Below are 22,882 nucleotides of genomic sequence, written 5' to 3'. Positions count from 1 at the left end.
AGGAGAACCATGTCCGCGACATCCGCCGGGCGGCCCGAACGCGCCGCCGTCCTGTGCGGCACCGGCGGTTGGCTGCCCCGGCGCAAGGCCGGCAACGACGAGCTGGCGGATCGGCTCGACACCGACGACGCCTGGATCCGCACGCGCACCGGCATCCGCAGCAGGCACTTCGCCGCCCCGGAGGAGGCCACCTCCGACCTCGCCGTCGAAGCGGGCCGCAGGGCGCTCGCCAACGCCGGCGCGGAAACGGCCGACGCCGTCGTCGTGGCCACCACCACGCCCGACCGCACCTGCCCCGCCACCGCGCCGCTGGTGGCCGCACGGCTCGGCCTGACCGGAGCGGCCGCCTTCGACGTCGGCGCGGTGTGCACCGGGTTCGTCTACGCCTTGGCGACCGGAGCGGGACTGATCACCTCTGGGGTCGCGAGCCGCGTCCTGGTGATCGGGGCGGACGTGTACTCCCGCATCGTGGACCCGGAGGACCGCCAGAACGCCGTCGTGTTCGGCGACGGCGCGGGAGCCGTCGTCCTGCGGGGCGGGCACGCCTCGGAACCCGGAGCCATCGGGCCCTTCGACCTCGGCAGCGACGGCGCCCACGAGGACATGATCACGGTCGCGGCCGGCGGCTCCCGGCTGCCGGCCGACCCCGCCCGCACCTCGCGTGCCGAACGGCACTTCGTCATGCGTGGCAAGGAGGTCTACCGCCACGCGGTCGCCCGTATGGCGGGTTCGGCCCGCACCGTGCTGGACCACGCGGGCCTGGGCGTCGAGGACGTCGACCGGTTCGTGCCCCACCAGGCGAACCTGCGCATCCTGCGCACCGTCGCCACTGACCTGGGCCTTCCCTTCGACCGCTGCGCCACCCACGTGGAGACGGCCGGAAACACCGGCGCGGCCTCCATCCCTCTCGCCCTGGCCGACAGCCACGCGAGCCGGGTGCTGCGGCCGGGCGACCGCGTCCTGCTCACCGCTTTCGGAGGGGGCCTCACCTGGGGCTCCTGCCTCCTCACCTGGCCCTCGCTGCCACCGACCCCCGAACCCTCCCACCACGGAGAGGAACCCAACCCATGACCGCCACGTACGAGCAGCTGGTGTCCATCCTCAGCACCCTGCACGACGCACCCGCCGACCACTTCCGGCCCGAGGCGACCTACGCCGACCTCGATGTCGACTCGCTGACCATGGTCGAGATCAGCATCCACATCGAACGCCACCTCGGGGTCACCGTCGAGGACAGCGAGCTCGTCCCCGATCTCACGCTCGGCGCGACCGCCGCGCTGATCCACACCCGCCTGGGCGCCTGACGCGGCAGCAGTCGCACACCTCGTCAACCGAACAGAAGGAGCACCACCATGCGCATCACCGACCACGCCGGCACCTCCATCGGCGCCTCCGTCGCGGACTTCGACCACACCTCGGCCTCGGAGAACGACATCGCGGCCCTCAAGGAGACCGTCTACCGCCGCAAGATCGCCGTCCTGAAGGGCCAGGACCTCTCCCCGCAGGCGCTCCTGGAGCTGGGTCGCCGGCTGGGCCGCCCGGAGACGTACTACGAGCCGATGTACCAGCACCCCGAGGTGTCCGAGGTGTTCGTCTCCTCGAACGTCCCAGAGAACGGCAAGCAGATCGGCGTACCCAAGACCGGCAAGTTCTGGCACGCCGACTACCAGTTCATGCCCGACCCGTTCGGCATCACCCTCATCTACCCGCAGGTCATACCCGCGAAGAACCGCGGCACGTACTTCATCGACATGGGAGCGGCGTACGCGAAGCTGCCCGAGGAGCTCCAGCGGGAGATCGCGGACACTCGGTGCCGGCACTCGGTTCGCAAGTACTTCAAGGTGCGCCCGCACGACGTCTACCGCCCGCTGTCGGAGATCATCGACGAGGTGGAGCGGAAGACGCCCGCCGTCCTCCAGCCCACGGTCTTCACCCACCCCATGACCGGCGAGACGGTGCTTTACCTCAGCGAGGGCTTCACGGTCGGCATCGAGGACGCACAGGGCAAGCCGCTCGACGACTCCCTGCTCAAGCGGCTCTTCGAGGCGACCGGACAGCTCGACCGGACCTTCGGGCACGAGAACATCCATCTCCAGAGCTTCGAGAAGGGCGACCTGCTCGTCTGGGACAACCGCAGCCTCATCCACTGCGCCCGGCACACCACCACGCCCGAGCCCACGGTCTCCTACCGGGTCACCGTCCACGACGGGCGCAAGCTGCACGCCGGTCTGGAAGCGGCATGACCCGCGCCACCGCCGACAGCACGGACATCCGGTCCGCGCAGACCTTCGCCACGGACGAGGACCTGCTGCCCCGGGTGCTCGCACCGTACAAGGAGCACTGCCGCTACCTGCTCACCGCCGAGGTCTCCGGGCTGCCCGGCGGGCTGTCCCGGGTCCGGGCGACGTTCGCGATCCCGGAGTCCTGCTACATCGACGACACCGGCCACCTGAACGCGGTGGAGGTGAACATCGCCTACAACCAGATGATGTATTACCTCGTCGCCAAGTCGGTGAAGGAACGGCTGCTGACCGGCTTCGAAAGCTGGACGCTGGAGGACTTCTGGCGCCACCAGCTGCCGGACATCCTCATCGCCCGGTTCGCCTCGCGCTTCCGACGGCCGGTCGACCCGAGGGACTTCCTCGGCGAGATGGAGTTCCGCTCCGTCGATCTGCGCTCGCCCGGCGGCCGCCCGCTCCTCACGGCCACCACCGCCTACCGCTACTGGGACACCGAGGGCGGCCGGTGCGACGGCGACGCCACCCTCGCCTTCGTCGACATCACCTGACCCGAAGCCCGCTCAGCGCGGGCCGGCACCGGACGGACACCACGTATGCGCACCCCTGACGCCCCGCAGCCGGGCACCCGGCTGCACCACCAGCTCACCACCCTCGTCGACACCGCCCGCTTCCACGCCGAACGGCAGCCGGACACCCCGGCCGTCATCTGCAACGGCACCACGCTCACCTACGCGGAACTGCACCGGGAGAGCAGCCGCGCCGCGCAGGCCCTGCGCGCCGCCGGCCTCACCGCCGGAGACCGGGTCGCCTACCTCGGCAAGGAGTCGGAGCGGTACTACGAGATCCTCTTCGCCTGCGCCAAGACCGGCACCGTCCTCGTCCCGGTCAACTGGCGGCTGACGTCACCCGAGGTCGGCCACATACTCCAGGACTCCGGCACCCGGCTCCTCTTCGTCGAGGAAGAGTTCCGGCCCGTCGTCGACGGCATGCCGGCCCCGCCGCCCGAACACGTCGTCGTGCTCGACGCGGCAGAGGGCTACTCCGCCTGGAAAGCCCCGAACGCCGGAGCCGACGAAGCGTACACGGCGACGCGCGACACCCCGGTGGCCCAGCTCTACACCAGCGGCACCACCGGTCTGCCGAAGGGCGTCGTACTGGCCCACCGCAGCTTCTTCGCGATAGCGGACGCCATGGCCGAAGCGGGCGTCGACTGGATCGACTGGCGGGCCGGCGACGTCGCGCTGATCGGCATCCCCGGCTTCCACATCGGTGGCCTGTGGTGGGCCACGCAGAACTTCAACGCCGGGACCACGGTCGTGGCGATGCCCGCCTTCGACGCGGCCGGGGCCGTCGACCTCATCCACCGGCTCGGCATCACCACCGCCTGCGTGGTCCCCGCCATGCTGCGGATGATGCTGACCCGGCCCGGCGTCGCACCAGCCGACTTCGCGACCCTCCGCAAGATCGTCTACGGCGGATCGCCGATCTCCGAGACCCTGCTGGAACAGAGCCTGGCGGTGTTCCGCTGCGAATTCGCCCAGATCTACGGACTCACGGAGACCGGCAACACGGCCGTCTGCCTGCCGCCGGCCGTCCACGAACCGGGATCGCCCCTCATGCAGGCGGCCGGCCGCCCCTACCCCGGCGTCCGGGTCCAGGTGATCGACGATCAGGGCACCCCGCTGCCGCCCGGCGCCGTGGGCGAGGTCTGCCTGGCCACACCGGCACACATGGTGGAGTACTGGAACCTCCCCGACAAGACCGCCGAGACGCTCGTCGACGGCTGGATCCGCACCGGAGACGCCGGCTTCGTCGGCGAGGACGGCTACGTCTTCATCCGCGACCGCATCAAGGACGCGATCCTCGTGGCCGGCGAGAACGTCTACCCGGCCGAGATCGAGAACGTGCTGGAGCACCACCCCGGCGTCGCCGAAGCCGTGGTCGTCGGCGCGCCGGACGACCGCTGGGGCGAGTACGTCCACGCCTTCGTCGTCGCCGCCGACCGGGGCGGCGAGGCCCTGCGCGCCCGGGACCTGCACACCTTCCTCACCCCGCGGCTGGCCGCGTTCAAGCTGCCCGCGAAGTACGAGTTCATCGACCACGTGCCCCGTAACCCCAGCGGGAAGATCCTGCGCCGCGAACTGCGGAACCGGTTCTGGGACGGCTCGGACCGCAAGGTCAACTGACCGCCGCCGCACGCCGCGCGCAGAGAAAGGACCACCATGCCCGCTGCCCTCACCGCCCAGCAGTTCCGCGCCGATCTCGCCGAACTCCTCTACCAGGAGCCCGAGGAAGTCGACCTCGACGACAACCCCGTCGGCGCCGGACTCGACTCCCTCCGCCTCGTCACGCTGGTGGAGCGCTGGCAGGAGTACGGCATCGACGTCTCCTTCATCGATCTGGCCGAACTGCCCTCCTTCCAGCACTGGTGGCGGCTTCTGGACGAACGACAGGAAGAAGGACGCCATGACGACGCCTGACAGCGACCGTTCCCACCACCCGCTGCTCGGGGCACAGGAAGGGATCTGGACCGGCCACCAGCTCGACACCTCCAGCCCCGCCTACAACACCGCCGAGTACGTGGTGATCGAGGGCCCGGTCGACGTGGACCTCTTCGAGGCCGCTCTGCGCCGGGCGGTCGAGGAGACCGAGGCCCTGCACTGCGTGTTCGCCGCCGACGACGAGGGCCGCCCCCAGCAGGTCGACACTCCCGTCCCCGAATGGCGCCTCCACACCGCCGACGTCTCCGAGGCACCCGACCCGCACGCAGCCGCGCTCCGCTGGATCGGGGCCGACATCGCCCGCCCCGTCGACCTCGCCCGCGGCCCGCTGTTCGGGCACGCCCTGTTCCGCCTCGCCGCCGACCGCTGCCTCTGGTACCACCGCGTCCACCACATCGCGCTGGACGGCTTCGGCCTCTCCCTGGTCGCACGCCGCGTCGCCGACGTCTACACCTCGCTCGCCGCGAACACGGCGGCCGGCCCGAGCGGCTTCGGAACGCTCGCCTCGGTACGCGAGGAGGAGGCCGCCTACCGTACGTCCGAGCAGTTCGCCCGCGACCGGGACCACTGGACGCGCCGTTACGCAGACCGGCCGGAGGTGGCCACTCCGGCGGGCCGGTCCGCGCTGCCCGCCGCCTCCTTCCACCGTGACGCGGCAGACCTCGACGCCGGAACCACAGCGGCGCTGCGGGCCACGGCCCGCGCCCTGTCGGTGTCCTGGTCGGAGGTGCTGCTCGCCGTCACCGCCGCTCATCTCCACCGCGCCACCGGAGCGCCGGAGACCGTGCTGAGCGTCCCGGCGATGGGCCGCTTCGGCTCGGTGTCCCTGCGCGTGCCCGCTATGGTCCGCAACGTCCTGCCGCTGCGGCTGACCGTCGGCGCGGACGACAGCCTGCGGACGCTGGTCGCCGCGGTCTCCCGCGAGGTGCGCTCGGCACTGCCGCACCAGCGTTACCGCTACGAGCAGATCCGCCGCGACCTGCGACTGGTGGGCGGAGGACGACGGCTCTCCGGCCCGGGCGTCAACATCATGCCGTTCGCCTACGACCTGCGGTTCGCCGGACACCGCAGCACGGTGCACAATGTCTCGGCCGGTCCCGTCGACGACCTCGCGTTCAACGTGTACGACCGCTCCGAAGGCACCACTCTGCGCTTCGCCGTGGACGCCAACCCCGACCTGTACACCGCCGCCGAAGTGGCCGGCCACCGGCGTGCCCTGTTCGACCTGCTGACGGAAGCCGTCGCCGAGCCCGACCAGCCCCTCGGCTCTCTGCCCTCCGCCTCGGCGGCGGCACACGCCACGCCGGTCCGCGTGCTGGAGGGAGACCCGCTCCCCGCGCCACCTCTCCCCGTGCTCTCCCTCATCGCCGACCACGCGGCCCGGCGCGGCAGCGCGGTGGCCGTCGAGGAGGGCGACCGGAGCATCGGCTACGCCGAACTCTTCGGCGAGGCGCACCGGACCGCCCAACTGCTCGCCGGCCGCGGAGTACGCCGTGGCGACCTGGTGGCCGTCGCGCTGCCCCGCGGCATCGAGGCGGTCACCGTCCTGCTCGGCATCATGGTCGCGGGCGCGGTCTACTGCCCTCTCGACCCCACCGCCCCGGCGGACCGGAGCGCCGCGCTGCTCAGCTCCGCCGCTCCGGACCTGGTCATCACCACAAAGCCGTACGCCCACCTCTTCCCGGACCGCGCGGTGCTGTTGCTCGACGGCCGGCCGGACACCGCGCCGGAACATCCGCCGCTGTCCGCCCCCGGAGCCGGGGAGATCGCCTACGTCCTCCACACGTCCGGTTCCACCGGGCAGCCCAAGGGCGTCGAGATCGGGCACGGCGCACTGGCCCACTTCGTCGCGGGAGCCCGTCTCCGCTACGGCGTGAACCGCACCGACCGCGTCCTGCAGTTCGCCCCGCTGCACTTCGACACCAGCATCGAGGAGATCTTCCTGACTCTGTGCTCCGGCGCCACGCTGGTGATCAGGCCGCAGGACATGACGGACTCGGTTCCGCGCTTCCTGTCGGAGTGCGAGCGCCTGGGCATCAGCGTGCTCGACCTGCCGACCGCGTACTGGCACGAGTTGGCCTATGCCCTGGCCACCGGAGCCGGCGCGCTGCCGGGCACGGTGCACACCGTCGTCATCGGCGGTGAGGCGGCACTTCCCGAAAGGGCCGCCCGCTGGCGTAAGGCGGTCGGCTCGTCCGTCCGGCTCCTCAACACCTACGGGCCGACCGAGGGAACGGTTGTCGCCACCGTCGCCGATCTCCACGACGCGGCTCTCGCCGCCGACGACACCCCGGTGGGCCGGCCCCTGCCCGGTAGCCGGGTCGCCGTCGTCGACGGTGAGCTCTACCTGCTGGGCCCTGCCCTCGCCGACGGCTACCGCAACCGGCCGGAGGAGACCGCGGGGCGCTTCGTCCCGTTGGAGTGCCTGCCCGGCTCTCCGCGGGCCTACCGCACCGGTGACCTGGTGGAGCTCGGCGAGGACGGCCTCCTGCGCTATTTCGGCCGCGCGGACGACGAGTTCAAGATCAGCGGTCACCGTGTCCAGCCGGCGGAAGTGGAGAGCGCCCTGCTCTCCCACCCCGGTATCGGCGACGCCGCTGTGGTCGGCCAGGTACTGCCCGGCGGCACGCGCAGGCTCACTGCCCACCTCGTCCCCGCCGGACCCAGGCCCCAAGTGTCAGCGGTTCGCGATCATCTCCGGGCCCGGCTGCCCGCACCGATGATCCCCACCTCCCTCACCTTCCTGACCCGCCTGCCGCGCACCGCGTCGGGCAAGACGGACCGGGCCGCACTGCTCGCCCGGCTTCCCTCTCTCACGGGCGGCACCGGCAGGACCGGGAGAGGTCTCACGTCGGAGGCCGCCGTCACCGGCGTCTGGCGTCAGGTGCTCGCGTCCGGCGAACTCACGGCGCACGACGATGTCTTCGAACGCGGAGCCCAGTCCTTGCAGGCCATCCAGGCCGCCAACCGCCTGGCCTCGGAGCTGGGCAGGGAGGTGAAGGTGGCCTGGCTCTTCCAGTACGCCACCCCCGCCGCCCTCGCCGCCTTCCTCGACACCGAGGCGCCCGTGCCCGACAGCCCGGCCGGCTCCGTACTGCCGCCCTCACTGGCGGCCGACACCGAGCTCGCCCCGGAGATCCACCCCGGAGCCGGAACGGCTTCCTGGCCACCCCGACGGGTACTGCTCACCGGAGCCACGGGATTCGTGGGCACTCACCTCCTCGCGCAACTCCTTCGCTGCACGGACGCAGAGGTGGTCTGCGCCGTCAGGGCCGAGAGCCCCGAGAAGGCTCTGGCGCGCGTCCACTCCGCTCCGGAAGCGTTCGGCCTCGCGCTGCCACCGAACGAGCACCATCGTGTCACCGCTCTCCCGGCGGACCTGTCCCTGCCACGGCTGGGCATGACCGAGGACCAGCTGAGCGAACTCGAGTCCACCGTCGATGCCATCATCCACAACGGTGCGGCGGTCAGCGTCGTCCGCGACTACACCACCCTCCGCCCGGCCAACACCGACTCCACCCGCTGCCTGCTGCGTCTGGCGGCCCCGCGCGGCATCCCGGTGCACTACGTCTCCACGCTCTCGGTCGGCCCGCCACGCGCGCTGCGCGAGGAGTTCGACGAGACGTTCATCCCCGCACATGAGGGACTGCGCTACGGCTACCAGCAGACGAAGTGGGCGTCCGAACGCCTCCTCCAACAGGCCGCCGAGCGCGGACTGCCCGTCACCGTGCACCGGCTCGGCCGCGTCGTCGGCCCGATCGCGGCAGGCACGGTGAACCGCCAGGACTTCCTGTGGACCGTCCTGCGCGCCGGAGTACCGGCGGGCATCGTGCCCGACCTCTTTGCACAGGAGTCCTGGACCCCGGCCGACCGGGTCGCGGCCGAGATCGTGGCGACCGGACCCGGCACACGCCGCCCCCATGCAGTGGTCCACCACCACGCCGGAACTCCGGTGCGCCAGGAAAACCTGCACCGCTGGCTGCGAGAGTACGGCTACGAGGTCGAGACCCTTCCACTGGACGCCTGGCGAGAGCGGATCCCCCCGGACACGGAGGACGCCGCAGCGGTCCTCGCCTTCTTCGACTCCCTGCCGCAGGGCCCGGACGGGGACCTCGGGCTCGCGACCGTACGGGCGGACAACGTACGGGAGAGCCTGGCGGCGGCCGGTGGCCCGCTGCCGTCCGTCCATCCGGCCATCGACAGGGCCGCCTTCTTCCGGCAGCTGGACCACTGCGTTGCCATCGGAGCACTGCCCGCTCCGTCGGCCCGCTCGACAGCCGTGTCCACGGATTCCCCGTGACACCCGGGAACTCGCGCCGGGCACGGCCCGACTTCTGATACGAACCCCGGCCGAGGGCCGGCCTCATGCTAGGAGCACACATGTCCACCAAGCGGCTCGCCGCCCTCGGAGTGACAGCCGTCGTCGGCCTCGCGACCGCCGGATGCGGGGACTCGTCGGACGGGAGGACGACGGAGGCCGGGCAGCCCGCCGCCTCCGCCGCCGCCGGCTACCCGGTGACGCTGGCGAACTGCGGGGTGAAGCAGACGTTCACCAAGGCCCCCAGCAGAGTGGTCGTCATGAACGGCGCTTCCGTCGCCGAGGTCTCCACGCTGCTGGCCCTGGGACTTGAGGACCGTATCGTCGTCAACCAGCAGAGCTACGGCATGTCCGAAGTACCCGGCCGCGCCGACGCGATCAAGGCCCTGCCCAAGGGCGGCATCAAGCTCAACGACGCCTTCGACATCCCACGCGAAGCGATGCTCGGCCAGCGCCCCGACCTGGTCCTGTCCACCACCGCGTACGGCTTCGACGCCAAGAACGGCTTCGCCACCCGGGACCAGCTCAAGGACGTGGGCGCCAACACCTACATCTCACCGCAGGGCTGCGACCAGGACACGTCCAGGATGACGATCGCGGACAGCCGGACCCTGCTCCGCGACATGGGCAAGATCTTCGGCGTCGGCGACCGCGCCGAGAAGCTGATCGCCGAGTCGGACAAGCGCATCGCGGAGATCTCGAAGAAGGTCAAGGGCCAGGAGAAACCCAACGTCATGGTCCTCTTCTCCAACATGACGATGGGCGGCAACGACTTCAGCTCCGTCGTCGCCAAGGGCATCTACAACGACATCCTCACCAAGGCAGGCGGCACCAACGCCTTCGAGTCGGCCTCCAAGACCTCCTTCGCGGACCTGAGCAAGGAGAAGGTCGCCGCCGCCGACGTGGACGCCCTCGTCGTCATCGGCTACAACGACCCCGATCCGACGGCCTACGCCAAGAAGCTGCTCAAGGAGTTCCCCCAGTGGTCGGCGGCCAAGAACGACGCGTACGTGGTGCTGTCCGACTCGATCTACCTCGGCCCCAGCAACGACGTGGCCGTGGAGAAGATCGCCAAGACGCTCCACCCCGACGCGCTCTGACCGGGCTGCGGCTCTCCCTGGGCGTCGCCGTCCTGCTCGCCGCGCTGATCGCCGCCATGATCACGGCGATCAGCATCGGCGCGGTCACCGTGCCGGTCGCGGACGTCTGGAGCATCGTGGCCCACCACCTGACGGGCCGCGGTGCCACCGCCGATCCGGCGCTGGACCAGATCGTCTGGAGCTTCCGCACTCCCCGGGTCCTCCTCGCGGCCCTCGCGGGCGCCGGCCTCGCGGTGGCCGGCGCCGTCCTCCAGACCCTGGTCGCCAACCCCCTGGCCGATCCCACCGTGCTCGGCTTCTCCTACGGGGCCTCCTTCGGGGCGGTCCTGGTCATCACGCTGGGCGGGATCGGCATCGGCGGAGTCGGGGTGGCGGGAGCCGCGTTCCTCGGCGCTCTCGCCACCGGAGCGGTGGTCTTCGCCCTGGGCCGGCGACGCGGACGCCTGGCCCCCACCCGTCTCGTCCTCGCGGGCGTAGCGGTCGGCTACGTCCTGCTCTCCGCGACCAGCTTCGTACAGCTCTGGGCGACTCCCACCGAACTGCGCACGGTGATGTTCTGGATGCTGGGCAGCGTCGCCGGAGCCCAGTGGGACCAACTGCCCGTGGTCGCGACGATCGTCCTGACCTGCACCACCCTGCTCGGACTGTTCGGGCGGCAGCTCAACGCCGTCCTGGCAGGCGACGAATCCGCCACCGCACTCGGCGTGGACGTCAACCGCCTGCGGGCCGTCCTGCTGGTCATCACCGCGCTGCTCACCGGTTCGGTCATCGCGGTGGCCGGCGGCATCGGCTTCGTCGGACTGATGATCCCGCACCTCGTACGCCTCACCGTCGGGGCCGACCACCGGCGGCTCCTCCCGCTCACCGCACTGCTCGGAGCCGTCTACCTCGTCCTCGTCGACCTCCTCTCCCGCACCCTCATCCGCCCGAACGAACTGCCGCTCGGCATCCTCACCGCCCTGCTCGGCGCCCCGTTCTTCGTCTGGCTGCTGCGCCGCAACAAGGGCTTGGACACCGTATGAAGCTCACCGTCGACCAGGTACACGTCGAACTGGACGGGACGCCTGTCCTGCACGGGGTCGACCTGGAAGTCGGCCCCGGTGAGGTCGTCGGCCTCGTCGGCCCCAACGGCAGCGGCAAGTCCACCCTGCTCCGCGCGGTCTACCGGTCGCTGCGCCCCACCCGGGGGGCGGTCAGGGTGGGAGAGGACGACGTCTGGCGCCTCGCGCCGCGTACCGCCGCCCGCCGAACCGCCGCCGTCCTCCAAGACCCGGCGGGCAGCACAGGGGGCCTGTCGGTGACGGAGATCGTGGCGCTGGGCCGCACCCCTCACCACGGGCTGATCGGCCGCGAGGGGCCGGACGACCGCCGCGCCGTCGCCCACGCGATCGACCGCTGCGGGATCCGCCACTTCGCCGACCGCGAGTACGCCTCCCTCTCCGGAGGCGAACGCCAACGCGTCCTGCTCGCCCGAGCTCTTGCGCAGGAGCCGCGCCTGCTGGTCCTGGACGAACTGACCAACCACCTCGACATCCGCGCCCGCTTCGAACTCCTCGACCTGATCCGCTCGACCGGCGTGAGCACCCTGGCCGTCCTGCACGACCTCGACCTCGCCGCCCGCCTCTGCGACCTGATCGTCGTGCTCGACCACGGGAGAGCGGTGGCCGCCGGCCCGGTACTCGACGTCCTCACCCCGGACGTGATGCGCGAGGTCTTCGGCGTCGAAGCCTCCACGGCCCGGCATGACGACGGCGTCGTACGGATCGCCTACGCGGCCCGCCCCCTCGCGAACGCCGAAGGTTCCATGAGCCTTGAGGCTTCGGGCAAAGGGAACTGACGAACGCCGAGCCGGGGGGCCGGAGCGGGACGGCGCAGCGTGTCACCTTGGGTGATCTGGCGGCTGCGTTGGTCACGCGTTGGTCATGCAGACGCCCCGCGACCTGCATATTGCCTGGTCAGAGGGGCAAAATGGGACGACGACCGGGGCCGCCACCCCCCACAGGAGAGGCCCCGGTCGTCTTCCGCGGGGCCGTAGGACGACCCCGTACTCCACTCAGCGCCGTCGCTGCGCTTTCTGTCACACCGACAGGCGTCCGAGGAATGTTGCGGGTTGTACAAGACGTGGACGCGACCCCCGCCGAGGACGTAGCGTGCAGAGTCGCGCAGGGTGGCGCGGCAGTGATGACCAGCTGCGATTCGGGACAGCAGGGCAGGTTGAGGGAGTGCTGGGGGACGACGCGGAGCTGACCGCCGCGGTGCTTGCGGCACAGGACGGGGACGAGGACGCCTTCCGTACTGTGTACCGCGCTGTGCAGCCGCGACTGCTGGGCTACATAAGGACACTGGTGGGGGAGCCGGACGCCGAGGACGTGGCGTCCGAGTCCTGGCTGCAGATAGCGCGTGACCTCGACCGGTTCAGCGGCGACGCCGACCGCTTCCGCGGCTGGGCGGCGCGCATAGCCCGCAACCGTGCGCTGGACCATCTGCGGATGCGCGGCAGGCGCCCCGCGATCGGTGGCGACGAGTCCGAACTGTCCGAGCGGCCGGCCGAGTCCGACACCGCGGGCGAGGCGATGGAGGCCCTGGCCACCGGCCGCACGATGTCGCTCATCGCCCAGCTGCCGCAGGACCAGGCCGAGGCCGTGGTGCTGCGGGTGGTCGTGGGCCTGGACGCGAAGAGCGCCGCGCAGACCCTGGGCAAGCGCCCGGGGGCGGTACGCACCGCGGCGCACCGGGGCCTGAAACGGCTGGCCGAGCTGTTGCGTACGGACACCGGCAGCACCGACGCCGACCCTGGCGGAACGGACGCCGACGGCTCCGACGCAGCCGCCGCGGGGGATCCGGCGGATCCGTCCGCCGCGCACCGGAGCGCGGCGAACCGGACGGCGGAACTCGACGCAGTGCCCGCCCAGCGCCCCGCCCGCAACGGCCTGGCGGCGCCGGCCGGTGTGACGCATTCGCGTCCGTGGACGCAGAAGGACATGTGATGGCCGACGAGCGGTACGAATGGCTTGACAAGGACGCGGCGGAGAGATTGCTCCGCGGCGAGCCGGTCGATCCCGTCGGAGGCCAGTCGTGTACGGACGCCGAGAGGCTCGTGGCCGCGCTGGACGCCGCCGCACGGGCCGCCCGCCCGGCCGCCGGTGAACTGCCCGGCGAGGCCGCGGCGCTGGCCGCCTTCCGCACCGCCACCCACTCGGCGCGTACGAGGACCCGGGCGGACGCGCAGGTGAAGGGCGGCGCGGAGAAGGCGGGCCGGCCCGCCGGTGCCGAGCTGCTCGAACCGGTGCGCATCGGGGCCGCCTCCGTCGGCTCCGCGCCGTCCGCGGGCTCCGGCCGTATCCGCTCCTCGCGCTGGAGCCGGCCCGTCCGCTTCGGCCTGGTCGCTTCCCTCGCGGGCTGTGCGCTCGGCGGGGTGGCCGTGGCGGCGGGGACCGGAATGCTTCCCGGGCCGTTCGGCGGGCACGCCCCCCTGCCGGCGAGCTCGGTCTCGGCCGCGCCGACGCCCGAGGAGCTCGGTTCGGGGCTCACCGAGGAGGAGACCCCGGAGTCGGCGCCGCCCGCCTCCCCGAGGACGGGCACCTCCGCGCCTGCCGCGGACCCCTCCGCCCCGGCCGGTGACCCGGCCCCCGGCGGATCGGGCCGGGCGGAGAAGGACGACGGCGGCGACGAGCGCAAGCCCGGCGGTGCCGCGACCGGCTCCACGGGCAGAGCCGAGAACGGCAGGAAGCCCGAGAACTCCGGGAACACCGGCTCCGGCGACTGGTACGCGAAGGCGCTCAAGGCCTGTCGCGACTACCGCGACGGCAAGCTGAGCGACAACCAGCGACGCAGGCTCGAAGCGCTGGCGAAGGGGGCCCACAACCTGGACCTGTTCTGCGACCGCGTGATCGAGAGACCCGCCAAGGGCCAGAACGGTCACAACAACCAGGGCGAGGACAGCGGCGAGGACGAGAAGGGCGACGACGCCTCGAACGCGAACAGCGGCTCCGGCACCGGCACGTCCTCCTCGGTCCGGTTCGCCAACAGTGTGCGGCTGCCCTCGACCCCGGTCTCCCTGACGCCTTCGGCCCGGAACTCAGGCTGAGCGGAGCCGTACGCGACAGGCTTTTTTCAGCCTTCCACCGCCAGGTGTGACGTTTTTCGAGGCCGTGACGCAGTACTGAGTGAGCCGACTGGTCATCGGCAGCGCACAGAGCCGGGGTTCCCCCCGTACCTACGGCTCAGCGCACATGGCGCGGGCGGGACACGTTCCCCCGGTCCCGTCCGCGCCCCTTCTCCTTCCCCCCCCCGGGACAGCCCTCAGCCGTGGACCACGACCTTGTCCCCGGTCTTCACCTGGGCGAAGAGCGAGGCGATCTTCCCCTCGTCCCGGACATTGACGCAGCCGTGCGAGGCGCCGTTGTAGCCGCGGGCCGCGAAGTCCGCCGAGTAGTGCACCGCCTGGCCGCCGCTGAAGAACATCGCGTACGGCATGGCCGTGTGGTAGATCGTCGACACGTGGTGGCGGGACTTCCAGTAGACCGAGAAGGTGCCTTCGCGCGTCGGCGTGTACTGGGAGCCGAAGCGGACGTCCATCGACGACATGACGTGGCCGTCGATCATCCAGGACAGCGTCCGGCTGTTCTTGCTGATGCAGAGGACCCGGCCGGTCATGCAGCGCTTGTCCGGCTTGGCGACCGTCCGCGTGGTCGGCGGATTCAGCTCGGCTGCCGTCGGCTCGTGCGTCATGCCGAGCAGCTTCTGCCAGGTGAGGGTGTCCGTTCTCCCCGTACGGGAGAGGCCGCGCTTGCCCTGGAAGGACTGGACGGCCGCGACCGTGACGGTGCCGTAGTAGCCGGTGGGGGAGCGGTCGAAGTGGCCGATCTGCCGCAGCCGGGCCTGTAGCTCGCGTACCTGCTTGCCCTCCGAACCGCTCGCCATCAGGGTCGTGCCCTGCGGGTCCGGCTTCGGCGTGGGCGACGCGGTGGCTGCCGGCGACGAGGCGGCGGGCGACGACACGGCGGGCGACGGCGGCGTGGGCGCGGGCTTGCCGTCGTCGGTGGCCGTGGCCCTCGGCGGGGCCGACGGGGCCTTCGGTGCGCTGCCGGTGGCCTGCGCCTTGCAGCCGGCCGTCGCGGCGGCGAGGGTGAGGACGGCGAGCACCGCCGCGGTCCCCGCCCTGCCCCGCCCGCCGGTCCCCGCCGAGCCCCGTGTCCCGGCGCGCGATGTGCTCCTGGTGGTGCTGTCCATCATCTCGGCCCCCTGTGTGTCCGGTGTCTCTTGGACGGATTCCCGCTCTGCCCGGTCGCCAAAGCCCGCGCATGATGGGGAGGAGCGGAGACGGGGGCCGTGGGCAGGAGCTGTGAGCAAGGTCCCAGCCCCCGCCCCTCCAACGGTCTCGCGCCCGCCGCTGCAGTCCGTCGCGGGAACCGTGGTTACCAGCAAGTAGCTTTACTGAGCAGCTTCAGCGGGAGGCACAGCAGATGACGCGCGAGTCGGAGTCGGGACTGCCCATCGAACCGGTCTACGGGCCGGACGCACTCGACGGCTGGAACCCCGGCGAAAAACTGGGAGAGCCGGGCGCCTACCCCTTCACGCGCGGTGTCTACCCCACGATGTATACCGGCCGGCCGTGGACGATGCGCCAGTACGCGGGTTTCGGTACGGCGACGGAGTCCAACGCCCGCTACCAGCAGCTGATCGCCAACGGGACGACCGGCCTGTCCGTCGCCTTCGACCTGCCCACCCAGATGGGCCACGACTCCGACGCCCCGATCGCGTCCGGCGAGGTCGGCAAGGTCGGCGTCGCGATCGACTCGATCGACGACATGCGGGTCCTGTTCGACGGGATCCCGCTGGACAAGGTCTCCACGTCCATGACGATCAACGCCCCGGCGGCGCTGCTCCTGCTGCTGTACCAACTGGTCGGCGAGGAGCAGGGGGTCCCGGCGGAGAAGCTCACCGGCACCATCCAGAACGACGTGCTCAAGGAGTACATCGCGCGCGGCACGTACATCTTCCCGCCGGGGCCCTCGCTGCGGCTGATCGCCGACATCTTCAAGTACTGCCGGGCCGAGATCCCGAAGTGGAACACCATCTCGATCTCCGGCTACCACATGGCCGAGGCCGGGGCCTCGCCCGCGCAGGAGATCGCGTTCACCCTCGCCGACGGCATCGAGTACGTCCGTACCGCCGTCGCGGCCGGCATGGACGTCGACGACTTCGCACCCCGGCTCTCCTTCTTCTTCGTCGCCCGTACGACGATCCTCGAAGAGGTCGCCAAGTTCCGTGCGGCCCGCCGGATCTGGGCCCGGGTGATGAAGGAGGAGTTCGGCGCGGAGAACCCCAAGTCGCTGATGCTGCGTTTCCACACCCAGACCGCGGGCGTCCAGCTCACCGCCCAGCAGCCCGAGGTCAACCTGGTGCGCGTCGCCGTGCAGGGCCTGGCCGCGGTCCTCGGCGGTACGCAGTCGCTGCACACCAACTCCTTCGACGAGGCGATCGCCCTCCCCACCGACAAGTCCGCCCGGCTGGCCCTGCGTACCCAGCAGGTCCTGGCGTACGAGACGGACGTCACCGCGACGGTCGACCCGTTCGCCGGGTCGTACGTCGTCGAGAAGATGACCGACGATGTCGAGGCGGCCGTCCTGGAGCTGATGGCCAGGGTCGAGGAGATGGGCGGCGCGGTCAGCGCGATCGAGCGCGGCTTCCAGAAGAGCGAGATCGAGCGCTCCGCGTACCGCATCGCCCTGGAGACCGACAGCGCGGAGCGCGTCGTGGTCGGCGTGAACCGCTTCCAGCTCGACGAGGAGGAGCCGTACGAGCCGCTCCGCGTCGACCCCGCGATCGAGGCCGAGCAGGCGGCCCGCCTGGCGGAGCTCCGCGCCGGACGCGACCAGGACGCGGTGGACACCGCGCTGGCCCGGCTGCGGAAGGCGGCCGAGGGCACGGACAACGTCCTGTATCCGATGAAGGACGCGCTCAGGGCGCGGGCGACGGTGGGCGAGGTGTGCGACGCGCTGCGCGAGGTGTGGGGGAGGTATGTGCCGTCGGACGCGTTCTGAGGGGGCGGGTACCCGCACGGGTGATCTCTCGCTGAATGTCCGCGACCGTGGATAAGCTCATGAACAGTGGTCCCCGAAAGGAGGATGCCGTGGCCGTAATACAGCACGAGGAGCAGGTGCACGTGCAGGAACAGCCGGAGCTGACGCTCGGCGAGGCAGCCGACCAGCTCGCACACTCGCTGCCTGGGCATCGCGTGGAGATTCTCCAGGGGAGGCTCACTGTGACACCACCGGCGGACGTATCGCACGCTCTGGCTCTGTCCTGGCTGGGCGAGGAGTTCGGTGCGCGGGCGCGCACCGTGGGGCTCAGACTCGTCCAGGGGGTCGGGCTGTGGTTGCCCTCCGGGCCGGAGGACTACGCGATTCCCGACCTGTCGGTCGTCGAGGCCGACATCAAGGACGCCCATGTCATGAAGAACTGCTACGCCGCCCACGTCTTCCGCATGGTCGTGGAGGTGACGTCGACCAACTGGGCGGACGACCTCGGCCCCAAGGTCGAGGACTACGCCCAGGCGGGCATTCCGGTCTACGTGGTGGCCGATCGCAAGCACGACCAGGTGCTGCTCTGCACCGACCCCCGGGGCGGCGAGTACAAGAACAAGGCGCACCACAAGCGCGGGACCTCGTTCACCGTGCCGGACGTGGTCGGCGTCGAGATGGAGCTCTCCGTCGACCGCCTCCTCGACGGCGACGAGGACTGACCCCGCGCCTTCCCGAACCCCCTGGACGGAGTGTCGTACCCGCGTGCGACACTCCGTTTCATGCTGGGTGTCACCGATCTTCCGACCTATCTCGCCGGCCTGGTGCTGATCGTCCTGCTGCCGGGACCGAATTCGCTGTACGTGCTCTCCGTCGCCGCCCGGCGCGGGGTGCGGACCGGGTATGTGGCGGCGGCCGGGGTATGGACCGGGGACACCGTCCTGATGACGCTGTCCGCGCTCGGGGCCTCGTCGCTGCTGCAGACGACGCCGGTGCTCTTCGCCGTCGTCAAGTTCGCCGGTGCGGGCTATCTGACCTGGCTGGCGATCGGCATGCTGCGGGCCGCGGTGACCATGTGGCGCGAGCGGCACCGGCGGATGGCCGAGCTGACCGAGGAGGACGCCGGGCCCGCGGCCGCGGCGGCGATGGAGCGACCGTACCGGCGGGCGCTGGTGGTCAGCCTCTTCAACCCGAAGGCGATCCTGTTCCTGATCTCGTTCTTCGTTCAGTTCGTCGATCCGGGCTACGCCTATCCGGCGCTGTCGTTCCTGGTGCTGGGCACCCTGCTGCAGATCGCCAGCTTCCTCTATCTGTCGATGCTGATATTCGGCGGCACCCGGCTGTCCGCCGCGTTCCGCCGCCGCAAGCGGCTGTCGGCGGGGGCCACTTCGGCGGCCGGGCTGCTCTTCCTCGGCTTCGCGGCGAAGCTCTCGCTCAGCAGCGTGTGACGTTCCGGCTCAGGAGGCTGTGACCGGGGAGAGTCCGAACCGGGCCAGGTACCGCGCCAGGCCCGAGACGTCCTCGCCCGCCCGGCCGACATAGCCGTCCGGGCGGACCAGGAACAGGCCCTTCCCGTACGCCTCGCGGGCATCGAGGCACGGTACGGGGGGCGCTGACCAGCGCGCGTACCTGCGGGGTCGGTGCGCAGTTTCCGGTACCGAAAGGGCGAGTTCATCCGGTGGCCGCTCAGGTTTCTTAGCGTGTCGCGGAACCGATCACGCGCGCCGGGCATCCGCCCCTCGACGGAGCGGGGCTCCGTGCGCGCCCGGTGACCGCACATCCGGACACGCCCCCTCCCCTACGGGCACCAGACGCTTGGAGCGCCATGAGAGAAGCCCGCACCCGTTGGCCGCGGCAGCGTGACGCGGCTCCGCCCGGGAGTGCCGCGTCGCAGCTCGCCTCCGTCACCCCGACCGACGTGGACGTGTGCCTGCGGGCCTGCGCCGCGCACAGCACCAAACTGGTGGCGGGGCTCGACCGGCGGCGTACGGCACTTGGCGAGGCGCTGCGGCATCTGCTGGCCGTGTACGCCGCGACGCAGCCCGTCGGCCCCCCGGCCGCCGAGTCCTCGATCCCGCTGATGCGGCGCGCGGGCAAGGCGGGCGCGGCCTCCGCCGCGGCTCTCGCCGACGAAATGCTCGACCCGCTGCTCGCGGTCGGCAACAAGGCGCTGGACTGCGGCTACGAGGACGAGCTGAAGCTCGCGGTGCTCATCGGGGACACCGTGCTGACCCAGCGCAAGGGCTCGCGGGCCGGCTGGCGGCTGCGGGCCAGGACGCTGGAGGCGATGGGCGCGGAGACCGCGGCCATCGAGGCGTACGAGCGCTACCTCTCGTACACCGAGGACGACGGCTTCGGCGTCGCGGCCAAGGTCGTCGGGCTGCGGGCGGGCGCGCGGCTCCAGGACGAGCTGCTGCGCGGCCTGGAGCGCGACTGCCCCGCCGCCGCCGAGTACGCCGCCCGCCCCGTCACCGAGACCTGGGCCGAGGGCCTCGCCCTCCAGGCGCGCGGTGACTGGGGCCGGGCGGAGCCCCGGCTGATCGGCGCCCTGCTCGCCCAGGAGCGCACCGGAGTCCCGGTGACGGAGCTCCAGGAAGCCACCTCGCAGTACCTCGGACTGGCCATGGAAGCGGCCGGAACGGACCCCGGCGCCGTGGCCGGGCTCACCGGGATCGTCGGCCTCTACGCCGAACAGCGCCGGAGCCGGATGCGCGGCCCGGTCGCGGACCCCACCTTCGGCGGCGTCGAGTGGACCACGGTCGGCGAGTTCCGTAACCGGATCGCGGGCAGGTCGATCTGCCTCATCGCCAACTCCCAGCGCGTCGGCGGCAGTTCGATGGGCTCCGAGATCGACGGCTACGACCTGGTCGTGCGCTTCAACTCGTACCGGATCGACCCGGCGGCGACCGGACGGCGCACCGACATCCACGCCACCATCCACAAGCACGGGTTCAACTGGGACCAGAAGGTGCACACCCGGCTGGTCTTCGGCGGGGTCTCCGGCGACTGGAAGCACTCCCTGCGCAACCGCCTCGTCCCCGGCGCCCAGCAGTACCTGGGCGACGAGTCGCTGCGCTGGCCGCTGCGCGACATCGGGCGCGTCGGCGCCGACGTCTGGCCGGCCATCCCCACCACGGGCTTCAACATGCTGTGGCTCCTGGACCACCTGGACGTCAGCAGCCGGATCGACCTGATCGGCTTCGACTTCTACGAGAGCGGCGCCTACCGCCTGCCCGGCGCGATGCGGATGCCCATCACCTCCGTGCACGAGTACACCAGCGAAAAGGCGTGGGTCATGGAACGCGCCCAGAGCGCCACCGACATGAGGATCCGGCTGCGATGACGACGACCGTTACGACCCCTTCCGCGACGGCCCTCCCCGCCTCGCCCGCACCCGCCAACCCGCTCACCGGCAAGCGCCGGGTCGCCTTCGCGAGCTTCGTCGACGAGAACTACCTGCCCGGCTTCCTCGCCCTGCTGCGCAGCCTGGCCCTGTCCAACCCGAACGTCTGCGAGGACTTCCTCGTCCTGCACGACGGTCTGCGCCCCTCCTCCGTCGCACAGATCCGGGCCCTGCACCCGCGCGTCGACTTCCGCCGGGTCGACGCCGGGCACTACGACTCGTACGCCAAGGGCGACCAGGACAACTACCTGGTCCGCAAGGCCTACTTCATCCTCGACGTCTTCCGGGTCCGCGACTACGACACCGTGATCACCCTGGACACCGACATGGTCGTCCTCGGCGATCTCGGTGAACTGCTGACCCTGCGCGACGGACTGGCCGCCGTACCGCAGTTCTTCTACGGGCAGCACAAGCTCAACAGCGGACTGCTGGTCATCCAGCGCGAGTATCTGAGCGACGCGTTCTGCGCGCGGCTCGACGAGGTCGGCCGGGCCGGCACGTACGAGCTCGACAAGCACGACCAGGGCATCCTCAACGCCGTGCTCGACGGCGACTTCGTCCAGCTCGACGCCCGCTACAACTTCGTCAAGCGGCGGCTCTCCGGCGACCTCCCGGTCCCCGACTCCACCGCGATCCTGCACTTCACCGGGCGGCACAAGCCCTGGCAGGGAGGCGAGGCCGGGTACCGCGAGGCGGAGAACCGCTGGCACGAATTCGAGCTGTCCGACGCCGAGTTCCACTCCGCGTACCTGGAGCTGCCCGGCGCCAAGCATCACGACCTGCTGGTCCACTACGGCACCCCGCACGTGGAGCGCACCGGCTCCCCGGAGGCCGCCCGCAAGGTCGCCGCCGCCCACATCACGGCGGGCGAGTACCGGGAGGCGGCCGATCTGCTGGGCCGGGTCCGGATCCCCGTCGACGAGTCCTGGCCGCACGAGGTGCTCGGCCATGCCCTGATGAGCGTCTCCCGCTACGAGGAGGCCCGCGCCCGGCTGCTGCTCGCCACCGCCTCGCCCAACCGGGCCGCGACCGCCTTCGCCCGCCTCGCCCAGATCGCCTGGATCCACGGCGACGACGGCGCGGCGGTCGAGTACGCACTGAAGGGCCTCGCGGTCGACCCCACCCACCGCGCCAACCGGCTGATGTACAAGCGCACCACGGAGCTGACGCCGCCCGTGGAGGGCCCCGCCTCCGGCCAACTGGCCCATGTCGCCTTCTACATGGAGCGCCAGGGCAACGCCGGTGACAAGCTGCTGCCGGAGAGCGTACGGCTGGCCTTCGGCCGGGACACCGGCCCGCAGCGGTGGCACTCGATCCACGCCCACCGGCTCTTCGACGAGGCCGCGCTGGAGCGGGTCAACGAGCGCCGGGGCCTGGTCATCGGCGGCGGCGGCCTCTTCATCCCGGACACCGCGCCCAACGGCAACAGCGGCTGGCAGTGGAACGTCCCGGACGAGCTGCTCGACCGGATCGACGTACCCGTCATGGTGTACGCGGTCGGCTTCAACGCCTTCGACGGCCAGGCGTACGGGCACGGGCGGGAGAGGTTCCTCTCCAGCCTGCGGAGGCTCGTCGAGCGGGCCTCGTTCTTCGGGCTGCGCAACCACGGCTCCATCGAGAAGGTCCGCGAACTGCTGCCCGCCTCGCTCCACGACAAGGTGCGCTTCCAGCCCTGCCCGACCACGGTCACCAGGCAGCTGGTGGACGGCTGGACGGACCCGGAGCGGCGCGAGGACACCGTGCTGATCAATGCCGCGTACGACCGCTCCGGGCTCCGCTTCGGGCACGACTACGGGCACTTCCTGGGCGAGATGGCGACCGCGGTGCGGGAGCTCGGCAAGCGGGCCGAGGTCCGGTGTGTCGCCCACTCGCTGGACGACGAGCGGATCGCCTTCGACCTGCGGCGCGAGCACGGGATCGCGCTGCCGGTGATCCCGATGTACGACTTCGGCAACGACGCGATCCGGGACACCTACGCCCGGACCAAGCTGGTCATCGGGATGCGCGGGCACGCCGGGATGATCCCGTTCGGCTGCGGCACGCCGATCATCAGCCTGATCTCGCACCCGAAGATGGCGTACTTCCTCGCCGACATCGACCGTCCGGAGTGGGGCATCTCGGTCCACGACCGGCACCTGGGGGCCCGGCTCACCGAGCGGGCGGCCGGGCTGCTCGACGACCATGCGGCGACGGTCGCCGATGTGCACGGCAGGCAGCGGGAACTCTGGAAGGTCACCGAGGCCAACGCGGCGGACCTGAGGGTGATCCAGGGCGGCGTGCCCGTCTGACGGCGCC

General features: G+C 71.3%; 18 protein-coding genes. 17 read left to right on the top strand and 1 reads right to left on the bottom strand.

All coding sequences use genetic code 11. The features are described from left to right. The first annotated feature begins 9 nt into the window (after positions 1–9). The 12 genes from BT364_RS20075 to BT364_RS20020 all read left to right on the top strand — a co-directional run bounded on the left by BT364_RS20075 (position 10) and on the right by BT364_RS20020 (position 14,246). Positions 10–1,071, top strand: a complete 1,062-nt coding sequence (locus BT364_RS20075; RefSeq protein ID WP_072486579.1) for a beta-ketoacyl-ACP synthase III — start codon at positions 10–12, stop codon at positions 1,069–1,071. After that, the gene (locus BT364_RS20070) at positions 1,068–1,304 is read left to right on the top strand and encodes an acyl carrier protein (RefSeq protein WP_072486578.1); all 237 of its coding nucleotides are present in this window, start codon (positions 1,068–1,070) and stop codon (positions 1,302–1,304) included. Before BT364_RS20075 ends, BT364_RS20070 begins: the two co-directional genes overlap by 4 nt. Before the next feature lie 48 nt (positions 1,305–1,352). Next, a complete protein-coding gene (gene scoE / locus BT364_RS20065; protein WP_079179551.1) occupies positions 1,353–2,243 on the top strand; it encodes a (3R)-3-[(carboxymethyl)amino]fatty acid oxygenase/decarboxylase in 891 nt (296 codons plus the stop codon). Further along, positions 2,240–2,788, top strand: coding sequence for a (2E)-enoyl-ACP glycyltransferase (gene scoD / locus BT364_RS20060; RefSeq protein ID WP_072486577.1), 549 nt, complete (start codon positions 2,240–2,242; stop codon positions 2,786–2,788). Before scoE ends, scoD begins: the two co-directional genes overlap by 4 nt. Before the next feature lie 45 nt (positions 2,789–2,833). After that, positions 2,834–4,426 carry a long-chain-fatty-acid--CoA ligase gene (locus tag BT364_RS20055; RefSeq protein WP_072486576.1) on the top strand — a complete coding sequence of 531 codons (1,593 nt, stop codon included), beginning with the start codon at positions 2,834–2,836 and terminating at the stop codon, positions 4,424–4,426. A 36-nt stretch (positions 4,427–4,462) separates the two neighbouring features. Beyond that, the gene (locus BT364_RS20050; RefSeq protein WP_072486575.1) at positions 4,463–4,720 is read left to right on the top strand and encodes a phosphopantetheine-binding protein; all 258 of its coding nucleotides are present in this window, start codon (positions 4,463–4,465) and stop codon (positions 4,718–4,720) included. Then, positions 4,707–9,041: a non-ribosomal peptide synthetase gene (locus BT364_RS20045; protein ID WP_072486574.1), complete on the top strand. Its 4,335-nt coding sequence runs from the start codon at positions 4,707–4,709 to the stop codon at positions 9,039–9,041. The genes BT364_RS20050 and BT364_RS20045 overlap by 14 nt, the downstream gene beginning before the upstream one ends. Positions 9,042–9,121: 80 nt before the next feature. Beyond that, a complete protein-coding gene (locus BT364_RS20040; RefSeq protein ID WP_072486573.1) occupies positions 9,122–10,159 on the top strand; it encodes an ABC transporter substrate-binding protein in 1,038 nt (345 codons plus the stop codon). Positions 10,160–10,215: 56 nt separating this feature from the next. Further along, positions 10,216–11,181, top strand: coding sequence for a FecCD family ABC transporter permease (locus tag BT364_RS20035; RefSeq protein ID WP_072486572.1), 966 nt, complete (start codon positions 10,216–10,218; stop codon positions 11,179–11,181). Continuing rightward, entirely contained in the window at positions 11,178–11,996 is an 819-nt protein-coding gene (locus BT364_RS20030) for an ABC transporter ATP-binding protein (RefSeq protein WP_072486571.1), read from the top strand. The genes BT364_RS20035 and BT364_RS20030 overlap by 4 nt, the downstream gene beginning before the upstream one ends. Positions 11,997–12,381: 385 nt before the next feature. After that, complete coding sequence (locus BT364_RS20025; protein WP_072486570.1) at positions 12,382–13,146, top strand: RNA polymerase sigma factor; 765 nt, start codon at positions 12,382–12,384, stop codon at positions 13,144–13,146. Next, entirely contained in the window at positions 13,146–14,246 is a 1,101-nt protein-coding gene (locus tag BT364_RS20020) for a hypothetical protein (RefSeq protein ID WP_072486569.1), read from the top strand. Before BT364_RS20025 ends, BT364_RS20020 begins: the two co-directional genes overlap by 1 nt. Positions 14,247–14,461: 215 nt before the next feature. Here the strand turns inward: BT364_RS20020 and BT364_RS20015 are convergent, their stop codons facing one another. Continuing rightward, the gene (locus BT364_RS20015) at positions 14,462–15,394 is read right to left on the bottom strand and encodes a L,D-transpeptidase family protein (RefSeq protein ID WP_371268625.1); all 933 of its coding nucleotides are present in this window, start codon (positions 15,392–15,394) and stop codon (positions 14,462–14,464) included. A gap of 230 nt (positions 15,395–15,624) precedes the next feature. Between BT364_RS20015 and BT364_RS20010 the strand changes: the two genes are divergently transcribed. From BT364_RS20010 to BT364_RS19990, 5 genes are all read left to right on the top strand, one after another. After that, entirely contained in the window at positions 15,625–17,205 is a 1,581-nt protein-coding gene (locus BT364_RS20010; RefSeq protein ID WP_072486568.1) for an acyl-CoA mutase large subunit family protein, read from the top strand. An 89-nt stretch (positions 17,206–17,294) separates the two neighbouring features. Next, a complete protein-coding gene (locus tag BT364_RS20005) occupies positions 17,295–17,906 on the top strand; it encodes a Uma2 family endonuclease (RefSeq protein ID WP_072486567.1) in 612 nt (203 codons plus the stop codon). Positions 17,907–17,966: 60 nt separating this feature from the next. Then, positions 17,967–18,632, top strand: a complete 666-nt coding sequence (gene leuE, locus BT364_RS20000) for a leucine efflux protein LeuE (protein ID WP_072486566.1) — start codon at positions 17,967–17,969, stop codon at positions 18,630–18,632. 377 nt (positions 18,633–19,009) lie between these two features. Then, positions 19,010–20,527, top strand: coding sequence for a glycosyltransferase family 29 protein (locus BT364_RS19995; RefSeq protein WP_072486565.1), 1,518 nt, complete (start codon positions 19,010–19,012; stop codon positions 20,525–20,527). Then, entirely contained in the window at positions 20,524–22,875 is a 2,352-nt protein-coding gene (locus BT364_RS19990) for a glycosyltransferase (RefSeq protein WP_072486564.1), read from the top strand. The genes BT364_RS19995 and BT364_RS19990 overlap by 4 nt, the downstream gene beginning before the upstream one ends. Positions 22,876–22,882 lie beyond the last annotated feature (7 nt).

It is taken from the genome of Streptomyces atratus, from assembly GCF_900119365.1.
Taxonomy (GTDB): domain Bacteria; phylum Actinomycetota; class Actinomycetes; order Streptomycetales; family Streptomycetaceae; genus Streptomyces; species Streptomyces atratus_B.
The sequence above is the reverse complement of the archived record's forward strand: the minus strand, read 5'-3'. Positions and strand labels throughout refer to the sequence as shown.